The following is an 18,731-nucleotide window of genomic DNA, read 5'->3' as shown; positions in this document are numbered from 1 at the left end:
GCCAGTGCATATAACCTGTAATTGATTATGTGCTCTGACGGGGCTCAGAGGTTATTCCCGGCCGTACAAGGGCATGGCTACGCCTGTGACGTCAGGAAACTCAAGGACAGCAATAGGGGTAAAGTCACTTTCAGCGAGGAAAAAAGTCGTCAGACTGGCACGCGAATGAATTGTAAACTCACCCACAAATGGCATCATCCAGCCACTGTCGCTCGATAACACGCCGCTTAATTGAGGCACTTTACTGAAATCAGGTAGCAGATAGTCTGGGAGTACATTGTCGCCGACAGAGTGGAGTGGCAGGTTGACCCCGATCTGGCGCGTGTAGGAGACATCCAGCATAGCTTTTCCGGTATAGTGGTTGGCCAGAGTTAACTCATGCTGGTCAGGCGTAATATTAATCGACACATCAGCTGCTTGCTTGGGGTAACCCCAGATTTCACGACCCGCTTTGATTGCAATGGGGTTGTCGAGCATCAGGTGTTGATTGTAAAGGGCATAGTTATGTGGTTTGCCGGCCGCTTGTTGCTCCGCGTTTGCTGCTGCCAGCGCTGCGAGCACTTTACCAGTGAAATCCAGCTGTGCACTGGCAAGGGTCATATCTCCCGGGCAGGGTAAATCCGGGTCAGTGCTGCCACGGCGTTTAACATAAAAGCTTGATATCGTCTCGTTATACGCACCTGCAGGGCTGGTGGTGATTTTTTGTGTATACAGTGCACCAATGCCTTTTGAAGCAGATCCTTCACAATGCAGCCTGACAGGCTCCCATTGCCAGTTCCATAAAAAGAACTGTGCAACATTAGCATCAATTAAGCCGACGACGGCACTGGTGGCTTCACCTTTAACGTGAAAGGGCATGCTAACAGGGGTGCCATCAGACAGGTAAGTGGTACTGGTCACCGGGTAGGTTTCACTGAGATCAGCAGCATAGCCGGTGTTGCTCATTACCAGCATGGCACTGAGCAGAAGGGGTTTCATGTTCATTTATGATCCTTGTTTAGTTAGGGTTTTCCTTGCATGGAAACAGCCAATGCGGATTAGTTTCATTATTAGGGCGCAAAAGCGGGACTAGGCTAACATGCTTTGGTGAAAAGTAAATGGAAGAGGAAAGTCAGAGGGGGGCACTGTGCAAAATGTATAAGAGTGTAAACCAGTGGTTCTTTCTTTTTTCGCAATATTGTACACTACGCGACCATTTTAATGGGCTGGCCGAGCATAGCTACCTGCTTGGCAACTATGTCGCGTAATCCGGCTCGCTCCTGAGTCGATAAAAAGAAGGTATTTATGATCCCTTTTGTGGTGTTGATCACCGTGTTGGTGTGTTTTGTCGGCTATGGCCTTTGGCCGCTAGCCACTTCTGTATTGGGGTACCTGATATCTGAGCAGGCGTCGGAAGCCATGATCCTGATGCTGTTCTGGTTAGCCATGGTTTTTATCCAGTTTGTGGCGATGTGGCACATAGCAAAGAAAAAGCCCAGCGGACGAAAGTTCTTTTTTTATACCGTGTGGATTTGTGTCTTTGTGCAGGGCGCCGACTTGCTGCTTGCAGCTGAGGACGAGATGCCCCTGTGGGCGCTGGCGGATTTGTTTATCTATCCCGCGTTAGCGATGTGGGTGTTGTACGCCAGTGACGCAAAACAGTATTTTGAACAGTAAAACCTAATATACAGAGTAATAGTATGAGTAAATGTGGTAAATGTGACAGGGATATTTCTTTTATGTCGGTATTGAATACCCCGAATCCATTCAAGTTAAAATGCGGTAGCTGCAAAGCACCGATTGCACTGAGTCTGGTGAGTGCGGGGCTTGTTGCGGGTATCCTGCTGGCAGTGATCAGTGCCATTTTGTGGTACTTTTACGGGTCAGAAGGTTACTGGGTCAAGGTGGTTTTACCGACTGTCCTGGCTGCAGAAGGCCTTTACTTTGCGGCCATACGTTTAGGGTTGGTGAAAGTCAAACCAGAACAAGCAGAGTAAGCAACGGGAGCCAGTGGCTCCCGTTTTGTTTCAACCTTAGCTTAATTCAATCTTATAAGTCGGAACAGCATGAAGATGTTTGCTCAGGCGTCCGAGTATCAGCCACCAGGCAAACAAGGCCGCCAGCATCAGGACTATCCACATCATTGCCGACGCCCCGTTTGTGCCAAGTTGCCCGATTTGATAAACCAGTGTCGCCAGAATATAGGCAATGGAGGTTGTCCAGCCGATGACGACCCACATCCACACAGTGCCCGATTCACGCTTAATGGCCCCCAATACCGCCACGCACGGGGTATAAAGTAAGATCAGTACCAGATAGGCAAACGCCCCGAGCTGGCCATTGAATTGAGCAGCCATGGCACTGAGTAACTCGTTCCCTGCGTCGCCGCCTTCTTCAACGGCACCCAGGCCCAGTGGATCACCCAGGTTGTTGAGTAAATCAACAGAGTTGTCCCATAAGGTCATGATCGCTTCATTTGTAGCATCTTTGAGAGACCACTCACCGGTTTGTTCCTGCGCGCCCACATACAAGGCATCCATAGTGCCCACAATGGCTTCTTTGGCGAACAGGCCCGTGACTATCCCAACCGTTGCTGGCCAGTTATCTTCTGCGATACCCAGCGGTGCGAACACAGGTGTCACAACCTGCGCGGCTTTAGACAGTAAAGACGCCTCGCTGTTTTCATGACCAAAGCTGCCATCTGTGCCGATGGAATTGATCATGCTCAGCAGAGTAACCACAAATACGATGGTTTTCCCGGCACGGGTGATAAAGCTACGTAAACGCTGCCAGGTGGTCATAACCAGGTTACGCCAGACGGGCAGATGATAGGCTGGCATTTCAACAAAAGAGGGGATTTTTTCTTGTTTAAACACACGTTTTCTGAACAGGTAACCGGTACCCACAGCCACCAAAATACCAAACACATACAAGGCAAATACGATGTTGGCACCGTTCACCGGGAAAAAGGCCGCAGCGAATAAGGCGTATACGGTTAATCGTGCGCCACAGGACATAAAGGGCGCCATGATCACTGTGAGCAGGCGATCCGACTCGCGGCTCATGGTACGGGCACTCATGACAGCAGGGACGTTACAGCCGAAGCCTACGATCAGCGGGACAAACGCGTTGCCGGGCAATCCGATGGAGGACATCAGACGGTCGATCACAAAGGCGGCACGTGACAGATAACCACTGTCTTCAAGGATCGACAAACAAAAATACAAGACGGCGATAACAGGAATAAAGGTCGCAACCAGCTGTAAGCCAGCCCCAAAGCCATCCCCTAACAGGACGCCCAACCATTGGGGGGCTCCGAGATTGGCCAGCAGCAGCTTAGTCCCGTCAATAAAAATAGCGCCGACCAGAATGTCGAAGAAATCAATAAAGACGGCGCCGAAGTTGACCGCTATCGTGAACATCAGGTACATCATAAACAGGAAAATCGGCACCCCAAGCCAGCGGTTTAGCACCAGTTTATCAAGCGAGGTGGTGAAGTTAGAGCGTGTTTTCGACATGATACTGACGCCATTGCTGAGCGTTTTGACGTTTTGAAAGCGCTTAACGGTGTCTTCATTGCTTAGATCAGGCTCAGGAGTGTGTCGATTGCGCCTTTGTGGGGGCTTGCTTGTGCAGTGCTCACTCAATGCATCTGTCAGTTGAGCGAGCCCCTGACCAGTCGAGCCGACCATGGCGATGACAGGGACACCAAGACGCTGCGCTAACAGGTCCAGATCTAACTCCTTGCCTTGCTGGTGCGCCACATCAGTCATGTTGGCAACCACGATAAGAGGGGTACCCGTTTCCTGCATTTGTGTTGTCAGAACCAGGTTGCGTTCGAGGTTAGCGCAGTCGATCACGTTGATGATCAGGTCGGCATCCTGAGCGCGAATATAGTCAATGGCAATTTGTTCATCCTGACCCGGGTCAATTTGGGCCATGCTGTACAGGCCCGGCAAATCGATTAACTCAACTTGCTGACCTGGTAAACTTAGCTCGCCACTTTTGCGCTCTACAGTGACGCCGGGCCAGTTGCCGACTTTTTGTCTGGCACCCGTAAGGCGGTTAAACAGGGTGGTTTTACCACAGTTGGGGTTGCCAACGAGGGCGAATCTCACGTTATCTTACTCCTTGAAGTTAGCGGCTTAGCTGGATAAAACGCGCATCAGTTTTACGGATACTGATATAGGTATTGCCAACCTGGGTCTGAATGGGGCAGCCCAGCGGCGCGACATTTAAGATGGTGATCGTCTCTCCGGGGATCAGGCCCAGTGCCATTACGCGGCTGATCAGGGCGGCATCAGGGTGAGCAATGCCTGCGATAATCGCTGAATCGTTTGGTTGTAAGTCTGCAAGTGTCATAGGGCGTAATACAAACCTAGATAGGAATTATTTATTATTAGGTTGGCATGGTACCGCAACTTAAATGTCATAAACAAGCGAGTGCGGCAAAAGAGATGCGTTATTTCTTAGGTTGATAAATCTATATATTTTATATGGTTACGTGTATTAAGTGAATGTCACCAGAGTGTTGGAGGGCACTTCATACTCTTTGCACATTGTTTGCCATCTGTTTGCACATTGTCTCGTTAGGCTGATGATCACAGGCCTAACAGCAACGGAGACAGGCAATGGGATCAAAGAACACAATAAAACAACCCGGCACACTGAATATACTGACCGCGATTATCACTGCCACGCTGCTTGGTGCATGCGGCTCTGGAGGTTCAGAGACGACTACGGGCACCAGTCAGAGTACTCAATCAAGCGCGGTTGATGAAGCAAACACCAGCCAGTCAAATGCGGATGCTGATACGGCTTCGGATAATTCGGACTCAGATACAGACAACGCCGACACGGACTCGACGGCAGGTGAGGGTGACACAGCGCCTGATCCTGGGGATGAAGATGAGGGGGATTCGGATACAGAGCCTGACGATGATGAGGGCGGCAGTGAGGAAACACCGGATAGCCCGGACCAAAACGACACGCTGGCTGGCTGGATCCTTAACTCAGATGGTGCTACTGCCGCCATTATGCTGGATGAAGCTGGTCAGCTTGCTCAGGTCAATGTACAGGCGGTGAGTGCGCTGGAGCAATCCGGGCAACAGTATACGGTGGTGACGGCATCGGGCATGCCAGATTATCAGGTGGTGGTCGATGAGGAAATGCTGTCGAGCTTATCCTCCCGGCCCAGAGCCGCATCAGATTTTGCCACAGGTTCGCCGCAAGTCGCGCTTGGTGATGTGATCGAGTTCGGCCAGGATATTGGCTACAACAGCAACAGTAGCTGTGCACTGGATGCCGGTCAGGGTTACTGGCCGCCCGGACCGGTCTGTCCAGAAGTGATGGATAGAACCGGTACATTTCCCAATCAGCCCACACAGAATACAGACACCTGTGAAACGGGGTTAGGGACAGTCGGCTTCTGGGTCAATGGGACCTCAGTATATAACTGGGGTGATGGTCAGAGTTACAACAACGAAAGGATATGGCAAACGCTGGCACCGGTTGCTGAACAATATGACGTGGATGTGTGTGGCGGTCACGCTGCACAAGGCGATTATCACCACCATTATTATTCCTCTTGTCTGGCTAAGATGGTTGGTGATACAGGAACCGGGCACTCACCTGTTTATGGATATGCTGCAGATGGTTACGCCATATATGGTCCCTGGGAGTCACAAGGGGAGTTGGCTATCAGTAGTTGGGAAGTCCGCGATTATCGCGCCAGTGCGCCGACCGGGTGTAGCGATGGTGCACGAAGCTGTGTGCTGAATGACCAATATGATGTCAGTCAGGGAACACGCAATGTTTCCAGTGGGCCAGGCTTTGACACTGTGGTACGCACCTTATCACGTAATGAGCTGATTGCTGAAAATGGCTACTTCAAAGAAGACTTTTACTGGAACAACGCACTGACTGCACAGGGCGGCAATTATCTTGATCAGTATAATGGTCATTATGATGAGCAGCGGGGCTATCACTATCATGTGACTGCCCGGGATGATAACGGCAAGCTCATTCCTACATTCCCATATACCATAGGTGACAGGTTTGCCGGTGAATTACAAAGTAACGCACTGACCAGTTGTGGTGGCATAAGGCCTGGTGGTCCGGGCCGTGAATAGGAGTAATATAATGAAATTAATAGCGATATTAATTGCTGCGAACATGTTTTTCATCACTATGACGGCCCAGGCTGACAAAGCCATTCACCAGCACAAAAGCCTGGAGATCAAGCAACAAAGCCTGTTGCCTCGGGTTGCGCTGACCCTGGTACGGGATGAAACCGACGGTCTTAACCTGACAATTGACATCGCCAACTATGTGCTGAATTCGCCCGCCGTGGTGGAAAATGCGCAACAGCGGCTGGCAGGTCATGCCCATTTGTTCATTAATGGTGAGAAAAAAATGCGTGTATATGGTCAATACGTTCACTTGCCTGCCAGTTGGTTTAAGGCCGGTGTCAACCAGATTGCGGTATCGTTAAACAGCCATCAACATGAGAACTGGACCTGGCAAGGCAATACCGTGATGGGGTCGGTGTTTGTCGATCTGGCTGAGCCTCAACTGGTATTGCATCAGTTTTCTTCTCAGCCGTTGCTCAGCCACCATCACCATTGATATCGGACGTTGGCCACATGACAGTGGCCAGCGCTTAAAAGGTTTCTTTGAGTAAGTTGAGCATGTCCTCAACCGACAGCTTGTTGGCCTGTTCGTTGCCAGCCAATAATTGGTCAGCCAAATCTCGCTTGTGCTGGTGCAGTGCGACGATTTTTTCTTCTATGGTGTTCTTGGCAATAAGGCGATATATGGTCACCGGGCGCTGCTGACCCATTCGGTGGGCCCGATCTGATGCCTGTGCTTCAACCGCCGGGTTCCACCAGGGATCCATATGGATCACATAATCTGCTGCGGTGAGATTCAAACCTGAACCACCGGCTTTGAGACTGATCAAAAACACTTCGCCATTGCCATGCTGGAAGGCGTTGACGCGTTCCTGACGTTGTGCAGCTGGGGTACTGCCATCCAGGTACTGATATGGCACGTTACTTTGCTCAAGGAGGTTTTTAATAATCTGTAGGTGACCCACGAATTGGCTGAAGATCAGTGCTTTATGATTGTTTTGCCGTAATTCATTAAGTAGCTCACTGAGTGCTTCGAGCTTGCTGCTTGGCAAAGTGCTTTCAGCCATGACCAATTTCGGATGGCAGCAGGCCTGACGTAACTTGGTGAGCTCCGCCAGCATTCTGATGCGTTGCTCTGCCGCCGAACTGGTGCTGGACGATTCCATGATCTGGTCAATGGCATGTTGTCGTAGCGCCTCATAAAAATTCATTTCGTCCTCACTGAGCGAAACGGTGAGGTTGATTTCCGTTTTCTCTGGCAGTTCGGTGAGCACCTGACTTTTCAGGCGACGCAGAATAAAGGGCTTCACTAATTGTTTGAGGCTTTGACGTGCTTTATGTGCCGCCAGCTTGTCTTGAACGGCATTTTCCATTGGCTGAGCAAAGCGCGCATTAAAACGCTTCAGGTTACCAAGTAAGCCCGGGTTGACGAAACGGAACAGCGACCACAGTTCGGTCAGATTGTTTTCTATGGGCGTGCCTGTGGTGATCATTTTAAATTCGCCTTTAAGTGCACAAGCGGCCACGGTCCGTTTAGCCAGCGGGTTTTTAAGCGCCTGCGCTTCATCGGCGATAATGGTGTGCCAGTGTTTTGCTTTAAGCAGCTCAGCCTGGCGTTGCAGCAGGCCATAACTGATCACCACACAATCAAACGGGCCAGCCTGAGTTAATAGCTGCTCGCGCTCGTGCGCATTACTGTGATCACTGAATAAGGTCATGTTTAATGCCGGTGCAAATTTGCTCGCTTCCTGTTGCCAGTTGAAGCACACAGAGGTCGGTGCGATGATAAGCGCAGGCCCTTCACTGGCGCGTGCTAAGATCACAGCCAGTGCCTGTAGAGTTTTGCCCAGCCCCATGTCATCAGCCAGGCAAGCGCCGCCGCCCCAGTGGGCTAGTCGCATTGCCCAGTCAAACCCCGCAAGCTGATAATCGCGCAATTGTGCCTGTAAGGTCGGTGGCACAGAGAGTGTCAGTGCATTGGCCTGGTACATTTTTTTGCTTTGCTCTTCCCAGGCGGGCAGGGTTTTCATACGCATGCCCGTTGTTGCTTCTGCGACCTGACCACTGGCTAGAGGATGAAACTGGCCCTGATCGGTAACCGTATCAAGCTGAGCGAGTTGATTACGTAAGTCTTGTGACAGTGCCAGAATTTGTTCACCGTCGAGGCTGACAAAGCGGCCATGGCTGGTGGCCATCAGGTTCAGCAACTTTTTCAACTCTACGACTTGTGTATCATCGACCTGAAGTTCACCCGTGACGTCAAACCACTGATTTTGCTTGCTCATGGCCAGAGCCAGATGCTGGGACTCAAGGGGTTTGCTGAGACGGAATTTCTTCCCGCGTGGCCAGCGCAGCCTCAGGGTGAAGCCTGGTATATTGGATACAACACACCTTTCAATTTGCTCAAGTGCCTCGAGCGCCATTTCCAGGTCGTCCAGTTGCAAACGATTGTCAGACATCGCCAGAAATGCCGGACAGTGTTCATCCAGTAACTCCAGCCAGCGTTGTTCTTGTGCTAAATCACGTTGGGTGGCCACCCGCTTATGCTCAATTTCTGTCGTCAGGTTGGGGCTGCCAATGCCCGGGTGCAACATGGGACCTTTATCGCCAAAGGGCATACTCACACAGTGAAACTCCAGGCCACCCTGATAGGGCGTGATGTTGATCACCAGTTCATTGGCAGGTTTGACTGTGGTCAATCCGGTTTCAACGCCGTCCAGGTCGGATTGTATATTTAGCAGTGGTGCGATGGCAGTAATACTCTCAAGCAGTTTGGGTTTGGCGGCTTTGGGCACAATAAGACCACTTTCTCCTATGATCTCTGCAACCTGCAAATGCTGACGAGTGAACAGGGTAAACCCATAGCGATAGTCCTGAAGCGGGAAAAAGGCGTACTCACTCTGCCTTGCACGCTCTTCGAGTTGCAAGCGATAGTCTATGCCTTGTGGCAGGTTGGGTATCGACATCATCAGCTCATCGCCGTTGTCACGGATCTGAAGCTCGGCCGGATATTCTGTCAGTTCTATTTCGCGACTGAAATCATCGCCCAGATAGAGATTATGGGCACCAGATGCGGCACTCAGGGCGTTTGCTCCTTCCAGTTCAAAGGTGCGTCCACCATAATAGCCGTGGTTTTCATACACCCGAATAGCAGCAATAATTTCTTTATCTTTATCGCTCAGGTAATCAAAGCTCTCACGCTCATCGACCAGACGCTTCAGGGCCACATTGCGGCCTTTACTCCAACCTTGCTTACCCAGTTTTTGCTCTCTGGGCTTGAGTGAGAGTTCAAACCGAGATTGCTCAAGTTGCCAGACAAGCCGGTGGGTTTGCGACGATTTATCTGCGTTGGATGATGGCGTGGACGCCAGACTTTGCAGTTTTTCCAGTGCCAGCTCCCAGTCACTTTTTTGTTCTACCAGTTTGGCAAAATTAACGACCAAGCGCTGTGGCAGTGGTGGCACAGGCGCCTGATGAAGCACCAGCAGATCGGCCCCCATACAGGCAAACAAAGGTTGCTGTATAGCACTGAAGGTATTGCAGGCCTCACTGAGACGAGTCAGTTGTTGGGCCTGTAACTGGCCCCCGGTCCAGTGCGTTGCCAGAGCAGTCAGTATTTGTAGCAGTGCATAGTCATAAGGCTTCGCTTCACCAAATGCTTCATACTCTTGATATTGATTCACGAATTTTTGGCCACTACTAAGGCATTCTGCAAGATATTCAACCAGGCTCAAAAGGACATAATTTAACCCTGGCGCTTTTTTGTCAGCGGACTCTGCCTGCACCAGTTGACGCACCGATTTAAACAGCTGAGGCTGTCCCTGACTGGCCTGCACCAGCATCGTCAATTTATGAAACAAGCCGGGCAGGCCTGCCAGATATTGCTGCTTACGCCGGGCAAGTTTGTTTTTAGCGACCATTGCCTGTTCAAACAATGCGTAAGCGCTTTGCTGTTCGCCGGAGCACATTGCAACCATGGCACGTAACTGAAGTGCATAGCAGCTGCTATCATTGCCCAATATGGCGACACTCTGATCCAGTTGCGCCCGATAAAGGTATTGTTCGGCTAGTAAACAATGCAGCGTTTGATTATTCGGCTGGCGTTCGCAGAGCTGTTTAATAAGCTGAAATGCGGCAAAATTGTTCTGACAGTCACTCTTTAAGCTGTGGATTAACGTCGAGCATGCCTGATACAGCAATTGCGGTGGCAGTTCAGCCAGATGATCAACGTCTGCCGGAAAGAATAGGGTATTGACCAGCACCTGGTTGGTGTGGTGGTCAAGGTGTTGCGGATTTTTATGAAATGACAGCAAAGCGATGGCTTTATCGTATTGGCCCAGGATAAGCAAATCGCGGATAAAGCGTTGTTCATCCGAGAAATCGCGCTCCCACTCATATAAGTTGACCACAGGCACGACTTGTTCGGCGCAATTAAGCGTGCTGATAAAACGATCCTGGCGAAGCGCATTGTGGCACAGTGAAATCTCGATCAGCGGCTGAACCCTGAGGCCTTCTTGGTTACTGATCAACAGTCCGGCTTCGCTCAGTGCGCTCCTCTGTTCGGGCACCATACCCTGACTGAGCGCGGGGATGTCGTGGATCTGAGTTTCAACCAGCAATTTCAGCAAGCGTTTTAATCTACTTATCGCAACCGGCTTGCCGATTAGCGCCAGTACTTCCAGCATGATCTGTTGTTCAGCGGGCAGCTGTGCGTAGCGTGTCAGGAGTTCGGTGATGTGTGTCTGGCTGAAAGGCGTAAAGTGCATGCTGATAGACCGTTTCGGGCCTTGCTCCGCGAGTTATTATTCATTGCGGAGCAAAGTAGCAGAAGCGCGGTGTGTGCTCAAGTCAAACTATTCTGTTGGCAGGGTGTAATACAGCTGTGGGCCGGTATTACCCAGCTCAGACGGGCAGGGTACAAAGCCGGCTTTTTCCAGCACTTTAATAGAAGCCGGGTTGTCTGCTGCAACGCCCGCATTGAGTGTTATATTGGGCCGAACTGTGCGCAGATGCGCCACTAAACCTTGTAGCAGCTCACTCGCATAGCCTTGTCCCCAGTGTGTTTCGCCTATCAGGTAGCCAAGCTGAACTGTATTTTCGGCTGCATACAGCATACTCAGGCCCAGAATGTGTGTCTGTTTGTCCTGCACCAGTAGCAGCTCACAGCGTGTTAGTTTGTCCGATATCCAGTCGGTTAGTTGGTCGGCAGTGTGCGGACACTGTTGCCAGTCATCAGGCAAAAAATGCAGTGTGCCTGGTGTCAGCAAATCGAGTAGCTGTTGTACGTGTGCTGCGCTGAGAGCCGGTGTCGCAGGCATTATTTCTAATCTTGCCGTACTGAACTTATGCATTGTCATGGGTGTGTTCCTGTGATGATTTTGCCTGTGTTTCAGACAAGCCAGCTTTAAATGCCACGGTTAACTCGTGACCCTTGATGGCCGGTAATGCAAGCGCCTTTAGTGCCAGGCTGCCAACCATGATCAACAGGGCAGTGGCCAGGGCATCGAGACTCATGCTGAGCACTGTGCCAGTTGCGCCGAATGTGGCTGTCAGAGACGACAGTTCAGGTAAAGTATAGATACCCGTGAGCTGCTGCAGTAGCAGGGCTATCCAGAACCCAAAACAATATGGACAGCGCCATGCCGTGTATAAATAGGCCAGTGGGGTCGGTAAATGTGCTACTAAAGTGTTAAACCAGGTGCCCCAGTCGGGTAATTTTTCCCATAAAAGCACGTGGATCGACAACCCCATTAAAACGAGTGAAAAAGTCATAGGTCTCTCCTGTAAATCGGTGTATTGTTTTGTTGATGTCTATTATGCTCAATAAAGCCGTGCTGTGTTATTGTCTGTTTTTTGAACTAATCGGCTTATTCTAAGATTGTGGGTGAAGTAAAATGACCAATCATGTTGCCGCCTGTGGCCAGATGAAAGTAGCGACACTGGAGCAGGAGCCTCACGGCACGCACAGTGAAAGTGTGTTGAGCTTTATTCGCTCAGGCTCGCTGGATATGTTACATGGCAAGACGTTTACAGCCACACAGGGCATGTTTGTACTGGTACCCGGCGGCATGCCTCATACTTTGTTGTCCGGGTCTGATTTGCATGTGCACTGGATGAGTTTTTGCCCGGACTGTCTGGGGCTCACGCCCGAATCCAGCTTGTTGCAGCCCTTTCAGCAGGTGCGTTTGGGTGCTTTACCCGCACTGGCGCTATCTGGGGAGCGCGTCGATTTTGTGCAGACTTTGTATCAGGAGTTTGAAGCCGCATTGCAGCAGACTTTGCCGCTTGACGTGATGAAGAGTTTTGTTTTTTTGCTGCTGCATGAGGTGTCACTGGCACAACAGCCGGTGAGTTGGCGCGCAGGTATGCACCCTAAAGTCGTCGCAGCCCTTTCCTACATTGAGAGTCAGGGCTTAAAGCCGGTTTCTTTGCAGGATGTGGCGAGTGCGGTATTTGTTAGTGCCCCTTATCTGGCGACCTTGTTCAAACGCGAAACAGGCTATTCCGTAGGGCAGTGGCTCACCAAAAAACGCCTGGGTGAGGCCTGTAATCGATTGCTGCACACACATACACCTATTGCAGCGTTAGTTGAAGAGCTGGGTTGGTCAGATACAACGCACTTTATCCGACAGTTTAAAGCGGCTTATGGCGTCACGCCTGCGCTGTGGCGCAGGCAGCATAGTCAGGCGGCAGAAAGTCGTTAATAATCTGTTCTACCTGAGTCGCTAAATTCAGGGATGCTTGGCGCGTTAAATCACTGATCTGAAGTCCCTAATCCCTTTCTCAGGTTAAAGGGACATGGTAAGTTAGTCGTATAATGTTAACGGGTATTTATTTGCGTGCCTGCTATAATTGCAATCAAGACCGAAAAAAACCGGTCTATGTCGAGCCGAAGAATCACTGTAATAGGTAATATACTTTGTTTAAGGAAATTGAAGACCTGAGCGAGAGTCTGGTGCTGATTGTTGAAGACTCAATGCTGACACAAAAAGTCATCTCTTGCTTTTTAGAGGGGATTTGTTCGGTCCATATGGTGACATCCGGAGAAAAAGCCATCGAGTTTTGCCGTGCTACACCGCCGGATCTGATCCTGATGGATTGGGTGCTGGAGGGGATGTCTGGGGTTGAGGCTTGTAAACAGTTGCAGGAAATGGAAGGTCTGTCTGATATCCCTATCATTTTTGTGACCTCCAACATCAGCGAGCAACAGCAAGACTTGTGCTGGGATGCGGGCGCGGTTGATTTTATACCTAAGCCTATCGTGGCAAAAACCCTGATGAACAGGGTTAAAACCCACCTTAAATACAAACAGCAAGCGGATACACTCAAGCGCTACTCATACTATGACGGGCTAACAAAAGTGTTCAACCGGCGCTTTTTTGATATGGAGGGGGCGCGTCAGTTTAAGCAGAGCATTCGCCAACAGCATACCTGCTCTGTGGTGATGCTGGATATCGACCACTTCAAGAAGTTTAATGACCGCTATGGCCACCTTAATGGGGACGATGCCCTCAAAGCCGTTGCCAGTGCCATAGACGGCCAGATACGCAGACCAATGGATGGAGTATATCGCTATGGCGGCGAGGAGTTTGCGATTTTATTGCCAGACACAGAGCCTGACGGGGCGAAGCAGCTGGCTAACCAGTTTGTTGATGCTGTAAAAGCATTGGCCATTGTGCATGAAGACTCGGAATTTGGTGTGGTTACCATCAGTGCGGGTGTTGCAAGTAATGATGGCGGCGAGCATTACCAGGATTTGGCTCAGCTGATTGCGGCGGCAGACCAGGCCTTATACAACGCAAAACATCAGGGTCGCAATCAGGCGTGTGTGGCAGAAAAAAAGGGCGCTTAGGCCCTTTTTCACCAATCCACCCGAAGGTTGCTTACCCTGCCATGTTAAATAGCAGTGCCGAAACGGCTAAAATACCGACCAGCAGAATAAAGTAGGTGCCAACATGATGGCGGTACTTCTGTAGTGCAGGTACTTTGAAAATGGCGATGGTTGGCATGATAAACAAGATCATGGCAATGATCGGTCCGGAAATAGCACCCATCATATCCAGAATACTCGGGTTCATTACAGCGCATACCCAGATGGCGATAAACATCAGGCCAACACCCAGTTTATCAATCAAGCCTGCCGAAAGAGACGATTGCTTGCTGAGCAGACCGTTGAAGCTCTCACGTGCGCCCAGAAAGTGTCCAAGGAAAGAAGACGTAATGGCAATGAAGGCGACCAGCGGGCCCAGCATGGCAATAAATGGGTTGTCGTACACATTAGCCAGGTAAGACAGAACGGAGACGTTGGCCTCTTTGGCTTCGAGCATTTGCTCCGGGCTCAGGGACAGCACACACGAGAAGACAAATAACAGCACAAAAACGATCAGCATCAGCGAGGTATTACGTAAGATTGCTTCTGCTTTGTGTGTTGCTCGGTTTGCATAATGGCGGCGTTGCGCATTGGCAAAACTGGAGATAGCGGCTGCATGGCTAAATGAAAAGACAATGATTGGCACGGATAGCCACAGTGTCTCACTCAGGTCTGCCATATCTGGTGTCGCCACAACCGGTGCTTGCCAGTGTGGGATTAGATAAAGTGACAGCATTAGCAAGATCCCTACTAACGGATAGACCAGCAGTGCAAAGGCCCGCAGTAGTAGTTTTTCTCCGCCCATCATAATCGCAATCATGCCTGCAACCAGTAGCCCGGAAAGGAGTACCCGAGGCGGGGCTGTCATGTCCAACTGGTTAACCACGAAGCTGTCCACGGTATTAGTGAGGCCCACACCATAAATTAACAGAATAGGGAAGATAGAAAAGAAATACAGTAAGGAAATTAAGCGGCCAGCGGTGGCGCCAAAATGCTCTTCAACGACATCGGTAAAATCACTGTCACTGTGTTTAGACGACAACACAAAACGTGCCAGTCCTCGGTGAGCCAGGTAGGTCATTGGAAAGGCCAATACAGCCATGATCACCAAAGGCCAGAACCCGCCGATACCGATATTGATAGGCAGAAACAAAATACCGGCGCCCACAGCGGTACCAAACAGGCTAAGTACCCAATTGGTATCGTGTTGTGTCCAGCGTCCCCGACTGCTTTGGCTACTCTCTGTGGCGAATGCCTCTGTAGAGAGCCCTTCAGGGGTATTACTCATACTTGTTGTCCTATGATTAGAATTATATGCGCGCGGATAATATAAAAAATGTGGCAGATATGCATGCTTTCGTCGGTAATCAATGTAAAAGTGAATGAATATTCGACAGTGTTGGGGGTAATTTAATCATTTAACCAACCGAATTGCAGAAATCTCATCGTGGCGTTTGACTTTGTGGCTTTAAAAGGTACGATTGAGCTCAGAAAATAAGCTAGTATCATATCAAAGAACATAGTATTTTAGTCTCTATATCATGCCCGGTCTTACTATATCGACATGCGTCGTGTCGTGAAGCTGACAGGGTAAGCAAGGTAATATCACGTTATGGAAATAATTAATCTTGACCCGCATCACCCGGAAGTGTCGCAGTTACTAAGAGACATTGATGAGCTGATGAATACACTCTACCCACCGAGCAGTAATCAGCTGATCCCGGCGGAAGAGCTGGCTGCGTCGGACGTCTATTTTGTTGGTGCTCGCACGGAATCTGCGTTGATGGGGTGTGGTGCCCTGGTGCCAAAAACGGATGAGACAGACAGCCTGACACCTTATGCTGAGCTAAAGCGGGTTTATGTGCAACCACCGTATCGGGGCCTGGGTGTGTCGCGGCACATTATGCAAACTTTGATTGACTATGCACGCCAGGTTGGCTTCAGCGTGTTGCGCCTTGAAACCGGGATCAGGCAAATTGAAGCAATTGGGCTATATACGTCACTGGGGTTTGTACAGCGAGAAGCATTTGGCAGTTACGAGCCCGACCCTTTGAGTGTATACATGGAATTAACGCTGTCATAAAGAGGTCATATCTTTGCGGGCGACGCTTGGCATTTTTGCTATAATCCCGCCATCTATTTTTTGAGTTGTACAAAAAACATGTCCTTTGAATCTCTTGCCTTAGCACCTGCCTTGTTAGAAGGGTTACAGGCGCTTGACTTTACCGAGCCAACAGCCATTCAGGCGCAAAGCATTCCCGTGATCCTGGCGGGGCACGATTTGCTGGCGTGTGCGCAGACCGGCACAGGTAAAACAGCCGCATTTATGCTTCCTATTATGACCCAATTACTCATTCAGCCGGGCTCAGGTGTTCGCGCTTTGATCCTCGCGCCGACTCGAGAGTTGGCTCAGCAAGTGGCGCAGCACGCCAATACCTATGCTGCTCACTGTGAGCTGAAAACGGTGTGTTTGCATGGTGGAGCAAATATTGGGCCCCAGGAAAAAGCACTACGTGAAGGGGCTGACATAGTGGTCGCTACGCCAGGCCGTTTGCTCGACCATTTAATCAAAGGCACATTGAATTTGTCAGCGGTTGAGTATTTGGTGTTCGATGAGGCCGATCGTATGCTGGATATGGGCTTTATGGGTGAAATACGTCGTATTATGCGCAAAATGCCACCTGATCGGCAAACCTTGTTATTTTCTGCCACCGTAGATGAAGCTGTTTTTAATCAGGTAAAAGATTGGCTGAAGGAGCCAAAACGGATTGGCATTGAAGCGCAGAATCAGGCTGCCGCAAAAGTTGAACAGATCTTTTATGCCGTGGATGAAGAGCGCAAACGGGAATTAATCGCTCACCTGATCGGCAAACAAAACTGGCATCAGGTGTTGATTTTCACCCGCACCAAGAAACAAGCTGATGACTACGCTAAGGAACTCAATAAAGACGGTCTTAAAACCCAGGCTATCCATGGTGATAAATCTCAGGGAGCGAGAAACAAGGCACTGGCGCAATTTAAGGACGGTGAAATTCGTGTCTTAGTTGCTACTGATGTTGCAGCACGTGGCATTGATATCCAACAGTTAAATTATGTAATTAATGCTGAGTTGCCTTATGTCGCGGAAGATTATGTACACCGCATTGGCCGAACCGGCCGGGCTGGTGAAGCTGGAACTGCTATTTCGTTGGTGAGTATTGATGAGCAGTGGTTACTCGAAGAGATTGAAGTCTTGTTGGATGAACGGCTTACGCCGCAATGGTTGAGCGGCTATGAGCCAGATCTCACCCGCGAGCCTAAAAATGATCGTCAAAACTCGGCCAAATCTCGTCGTCAGCGCGATAAAAAGCGCGTGCTGGGTCAGCGTGGTAAGCGCAGACGTTAATGTACCAGGTCACGTTGAAAATAAGTTGGAAGGTCAGGTAATGACGCAAGCAAAATGGCAGATTCATCAGGGGAGTATTGAAGAGATACTCTCTGTAGAGCAGCAGATCCCGGAGTTTTCTCAGCCCAAGACGCAAGCGGATATCCTCCAGAGATTATCTGGACGCACTTACCTGGCGCTGATAGCCAGCTGCGAAGGCCAGCCTGTTGCATATAAGCTGGGTTATGAGCAGGCCCCACAGCAGTTTTATAGCTGGATTGGGGCTGTCTTGCCGGCCTATCGGGGCAAAGGGCTGGCGCGAGCGTTATTGCTGGAGCAGGAGCGTTGGTGCCGTGAGCAGGGGTTCAGTCATATTGAAGTAAAAACGATGAACCGCTTTAAAACCATGTTGCAGATGCTTGTCAGTCACGACTACCATATCGCGGAACTGACACAGCCAGCAGTGTCGTCGCAGACTTTACTGGATATGCAGATCCGGTTTCGCAAGGCGCTTTAACGTAAACGTGTGTCAAAGTACTGATTAACGCCCAGGGCCAAAAAGATAATCGCGCTGCCAAGACCCAGACTGACTAGATCGGCGGTGCGATTCCAGATCAGGATATTCACCAGGATCCCGGCAGGGATCAGCACATTGTTCATGACTGCCAGTGCTCCCACGGAAACCAGGGTGACGCCTTTATTCCAGATAAAATAACCAAGAGCAGAGGCAATAAGGCCTAAATAAATTAAGATCCCCCATTGTAGCTGCGTCGAAGGGAGTTGGTTCAAATCTCCAAACAAAGCAAAACTCAACGAGGACACGGCCAGTGCGCCGATAAAGAAAAAGCCAAAGCACTGGTGGTGGACTAAGGCATGCTGCTCAGCCAGTCGTTTATATAAAACCTGCCCCAGTGCAAAACACAGATTGGCACCCTGAACTACCATAAAGCCAAGCCAAAAGTCCGGGTTAGGTGTTGTCAGACGGATGACGACAGCGCCCAGTGTTGCGATTAATGCGACCAGCAAATAGCGTGCATTAAAGCGTTTTTCGAACAGGTCATTAAGTAAAGTGATGTACACCGGTGTCATAACAGTAAACAACAGGACTTCCGGTACAGTTAAAAACACAAAGGCATGGTAATAGAAACCATACATAGCACCAATCTGTATTGCACCTATTGTCATTAACCTGAACATCACAGGGCGAGCTGTTTGCTGCCAGCGAATGAATGGCAAGAAAACCAGGGTTGCCAGCGCAATACGACTCAGCGCGGCGAACCAAAGGTCAACCGAACCAGCGAGATAAACGCCGATCAGGCTGAATGAAAACGCCCATAGCAGGGTGACAAAAATCAGGTGATGCATATCAGGTCAGTCAAAATGGTGT

General features: G+C 50.1%; 17 protein-coding genes. 9 read left to right on the top strand and 8 right to left on the bottom strand.

The genetic code is table 11. From position 1 onward, the window contains the following. Positions 1 to 51: 51 nt before the first annotated feature. The gene (locus PRUB_RS09295) at positions 52 to 984 is read right to left on the bottom strand and encodes an acetoacetate decarboxylase family protein (RefSeq protein ID WP_010385959.1); all 933 of its coding nucleotides are present in this window, start codon (positions 982 to 984) and stop codon (positions 52 to 54) included. A gap of 300 nt (positions 985 to 1,284) precedes the next feature. On the opposite strand from PRUB_RS09295, the gene PRUB_RS09290 reads away from it, so the two are divergent. Together PRUB_RS09290 and PRUB_RS09285 are read left to right on the top strand one after the other, a co-directional pair. Further along, a complete protein-coding gene (locus PRUB_RS09290; protein ID WP_010385960.1) occupies positions 1,285 to 1,656 on the top strand; it encodes a hypothetical protein in 372 nt (123 codons plus the stop codon). Between the two features lie 23 nt (positions 1,657 to 1,679). After that, the gene (locus PRUB_RS09285) at positions 1,680 to 1,976 is read left to right on the top strand and encodes a hypothetical protein (protein ID WP_040645550.1); all 297 of its coding nucleotides are present in this window, start codon (positions 1,680 to 1,682) and stop codon (positions 1,974 to 1,976) included. A 36-nt stretch (positions 1,977 to 2,012) separates the two neighbouring features. On the opposite strand, the gene feoB is transcribed toward PRUB_RS09285, so the two are convergent. Both feoB and PRUB_RS09275 read right to left on the bottom strand, forming a co-directional pair. After that, positions 2,013 to 4,097 (bottom strand): ferrous iron transport protein B, encoded by a 2,085-nt coding sequence (gene feoB / locus PRUB_RS09280; protein ID WP_010385964.1) that lies wholly within the window; start codon positions 4,095 to 4,097, stop codon positions 2,013 to 2,015. 19 nt (positions 4,098 to 4,116) lie between these two features. Beyond that, positions 4,117 to 4,341: a FeoA family protein gene (locus PRUB_RS09275; RefSeq protein WP_010385967.1), complete on the bottom strand. Its 225-nt coding sequence runs from the start codon at positions 4,339 to 4,341 to the stop codon at positions 4,117 to 4,119. 269 nt (positions 4,342 to 4,610) lie between these two features. On the opposite strand from PRUB_RS09275, the gene PRUB_RS09270 reads away from it, so the two are divergent. Together PRUB_RS09270 and PRUB_RS09265 are read left to right on the top strand one after the other, a co-directional pair. Further along, positions 4,611 to 6,110 (top strand): YHYH protein, encoded by a 1,500-nt coding sequence (locus PRUB_RS09270; protein WP_010385969.1) that lies wholly within the window; start codon positions 4,611 to 4,613, stop codon positions 6,108 to 6,110. Between the two features lie 10 nt (positions 6,111 to 6,120). Next, positions 6,121 to 6,606 (top strand): hypothetical protein, encoded by a 486-nt coding sequence (locus tag PRUB_RS09265; RefSeq protein WP_010385971.1) that lies wholly within the window; start codon positions 6,121 to 6,123, stop codon positions 6,604 to 6,606. A 34-nt stretch (positions 6,607 to 6,640) separates the two neighbouring features. On the opposite strand, the gene PRUB_RS09260 is transcribed toward PRUB_RS09265, so the two are convergent. The 3 genes from PRUB_RS09260 to PRUB_RS09250 all read right to left on the bottom strand — a co-directional run bounded on the left by PRUB_RS09260 (position 6,641) and on the right by PRUB_RS09250 (position 11,882). Then, positions 6,641 to 10,876, bottom strand: coding sequence for a DEAD/DEAH box helicase (locus tag PRUB_RS09260; protein ID WP_010385972.1), 4,236 nt, complete (start codon positions 10,874 to 10,876; stop codon positions 6,641 to 6,643). Positions 10,877 to 10,963: 87 nt separating this feature from the next. After that, entirely contained in the window at positions 10,964 to 11,467 is a 504-nt protein-coding gene (locus tag PRUB_RS09255) for a GNAT family N-acetyltransferase (protein WP_010385973.1), read from the bottom strand. Continuing rightward, positions 11,454 to 11,882 (bottom strand): hypothetical protein, encoded by a 429-nt coding sequence (locus tag PRUB_RS09250; protein WP_010385974.1) that lies wholly within the window; start codon positions 11,880 to 11,882, stop codon positions 11,454 to 11,456. The genes PRUB_RS09255 and PRUB_RS09250 overlap by 14 nt, the downstream gene beginning before the upstream one ends. 122 nt (positions 11,883 to 12,004) lie before the next feature. Here PRUB_RS09250 and PRUB_RS09245 point away from each other — a divergent pair, with 122 nt between their 5' ends. Then, positions 12,005 to 12,814 carry an AraC family transcriptional regulator gene (locus tag PRUB_RS09245; RefSeq protein WP_010385975.1) on the top strand — a complete coding sequence of 270 codons (810 nt, stop codon included), beginning with the start codon at positions 12,005 to 12,007 and terminating at the stop codon, positions 12,812 to 12,814. Positions 12,815 to 13,029: 215 nt separating this feature from the next. Then, positions 13,030 to 13,962 carry a GGDEF domain-containing response regulator gene (locus PRUB_RS09240; protein WP_010385976.1) on the top strand — a complete coding sequence of 311 codons (933 nt, stop codon included), beginning with the start codon at positions 13,030 to 13,032 and terminating at the stop codon, positions 13,960 to 13,962. Positions 13,963 to 13,993: 31 nt separating this feature from the next. Here the strand turns inward: PRUB_RS09240 and PRUB_RS09235 are convergent, their stop codons facing one another. After that, positions 13,994 to 15,268 (bottom strand): aromatic amino acid transport family protein, encoded by a 1,275-nt coding sequence (locus PRUB_RS09235; RefSeq protein ID WP_010385977.1) that lies wholly within the window; start codon positions 15,266 to 15,268, stop codon positions 13,994 to 13,996. Positions 15,269 to 15,592: 324 nt separating this feature from the next. Between PRUB_RS09235 and PRUB_RS09230 the strand changes: the two genes are divergently transcribed. The 3 genes from PRUB_RS09230 to PRUB_RS09220 all read left to right on the top strand — a co-directional run bounded on the left by PRUB_RS09230 (position 15,593) and on the right by PRUB_RS09220 (position 17,861). Continuing rightward, a complete protein-coding gene (locus tag PRUB_RS09230) occupies positions 15,593 to 16,063 on the top strand; it encodes a GNAT family N-acetyltransferase (protein ID WP_010385978.1) in 471 nt (156 codons plus the stop codon). A gap of 78 nt (positions 16,064 to 16,141) precedes the next feature. Next, complete coding sequence (locus PRUB_RS09225; protein WP_010385980.1) at positions 16,142 to 17,365, top strand: DEAD/DEAH box helicase; 1,224 nt, start codon at positions 16,142 to 16,144, stop codon at positions 17,363 to 17,365. A gap of 40 nt (positions 17,366 to 17,405) precedes the next feature. Next, positions 17,406 to 17,861 (top strand): GNAT family N-acetyltransferase, encoded by a 456-nt coding sequence (locus tag PRUB_RS09220; protein ID WP_010385982.1) that lies wholly within the window; start codon positions 17,406 to 17,408, stop codon positions 17,859 to 17,861. Here PRUB_RS09220 and PRUB_RS09215 read toward each other — a convergent pair. Beyond that, positions 17,858 to 18,709, bottom strand: coding sequence for a DMT family transporter (locus tag PRUB_RS09215; protein ID WP_010385984.1), 852 nt, complete (start codon positions 18,707 to 18,709; stop codon positions 17,858 to 17,860). The two genes, PRUB_RS09220 and PRUB_RS09215, sit on opposite strands and share 4 nt — an antisense overlap. Between the last annotated feature and the right edge of the window lie 22 nt (positions 18,710 to 18,731).

This window comes from Pseudoalteromonas rubra, assembly GCF_000238295.3.
Lineage (GTDB): Bacteria > Pseudomonadota > Gammaproteobacteria > Enterobacterales > Alteromonadaceae > Pseudoalteromonas > Pseudoalteromonas rubra.
This window is presented reverse-complemented; position numbering and strand designations above follow the sequence as displayed.

What these genes read in the sequence shown, in the direction of transcription:
- PRUB_RS09230 (WP_010385978.1), top strand. Translation starts at nt 15,593, where the DNA reads ATGGAAATAATTAATCTTGACCCGCATCACCCGGAAGTGTCGCAGTTA.
- PRUB_RS09255 (WP_010385973.1), bottom strand. Translation starts at nt 11,467, where the DNA reads ATGACAATGCATAAGTTCAGTACGGCAAGATTAGAAATAATGCCTGCG.
- PRUB_RS09295 (WP_010385959.1), bottom strand. Translation starts at nt 984, where the DNA reads ATGAACATGAAACCCCTTCTGCTCAGTGCCATGCTGGTAATGAGCAAC.
- PRUB_RS09285 (WP_040645550.1), top strand. Translation starts at nt 1,680, where the DNA reads ATGAGTAAATGTGGTAAATGTGACAGGGATATTTCTTTTATGTCGGTA.
- PRUB_RS09225 (WP_010385980.1), top strand. Translation starts at nt 16,142, where the DNA reads ATGTCCTTTGAATCTCTTGCCTTAGCACCTGCCTTGTTAGAAGGGTTA.
- PRUB_RS09215 (WP_010385984.1), bottom strand. Translation starts at nt 18,709, where the DNA reads ATGCATCACCTGATTTTTGTCACCCTGCTATGGGCGTTTTCATTCAGC.
- PRUB_RS09245 (WP_010385975.1), top strand. Translation starts at nt 12,005, where the DNA reads ATGACCAATCATGTTGCCGCCTGTGGCCAGATGAAAGTAGCGACACTG.
- PRUB_RS09270 (WP_010385969.1), top strand. Translation starts at nt 4,611, where the DNA reads ATGGGATCAAAGAACACAATAAAACAACCCGGCACACTGAATATACTG.
- PRUB_RS09275 (WP_010385967.1), bottom strand. Translation starts at nt 4,341, where the DNA reads ATGACACTTGCAGACTTACAACCAAACGATTCAGCGATTATCGCAGGC.
- PRUB_RS09265 (WP_010385971.1), top strand. Translation starts at nt 6,121, where the DNA reads ATGAAATTAATAGCGATATTAATTGCTGCGAACATGTTTTTCATCACT.
- PRUB_RS09235 (WP_010385977.1), bottom strand. Translation starts at nt 15,268, where the DNA reads ATGAGTAATACCCCTGAAGGGCTCTCTACAGAGGCATTCGCCACAGAG.
- PRUB_RS09260 (WP_010385972.1), bottom strand. Translation starts at nt 10,876, where the DNA reads ATGCACTTTACGCCTTTCAGCCAGACACACATCACCGAACTCCTGACA.
- PRUB_RS09290 (WP_010385960.1), top strand. Translation starts at nt 1,285, where the DNA reads ATGATCCCTTTTGTGGTGTTGATCACCGTGTTGGTGTGTTTTGTCGGC.
- PRUB_RS09220 (WP_010385982.1), top strand. Translation starts at nt 17,406, where the DNA reads ATGACGCAAGCAAAATGGCAGATTCATCAGGGGAGTATTGAAGAGATA.
- PRUB_RS09250 (WP_010385974.1), bottom strand. Translation starts at nt 11,882, where the DNA reads ATGACTTTTTCACTCGTTTTAATGGGGTTGTCGATCCACGTGCTTTTA.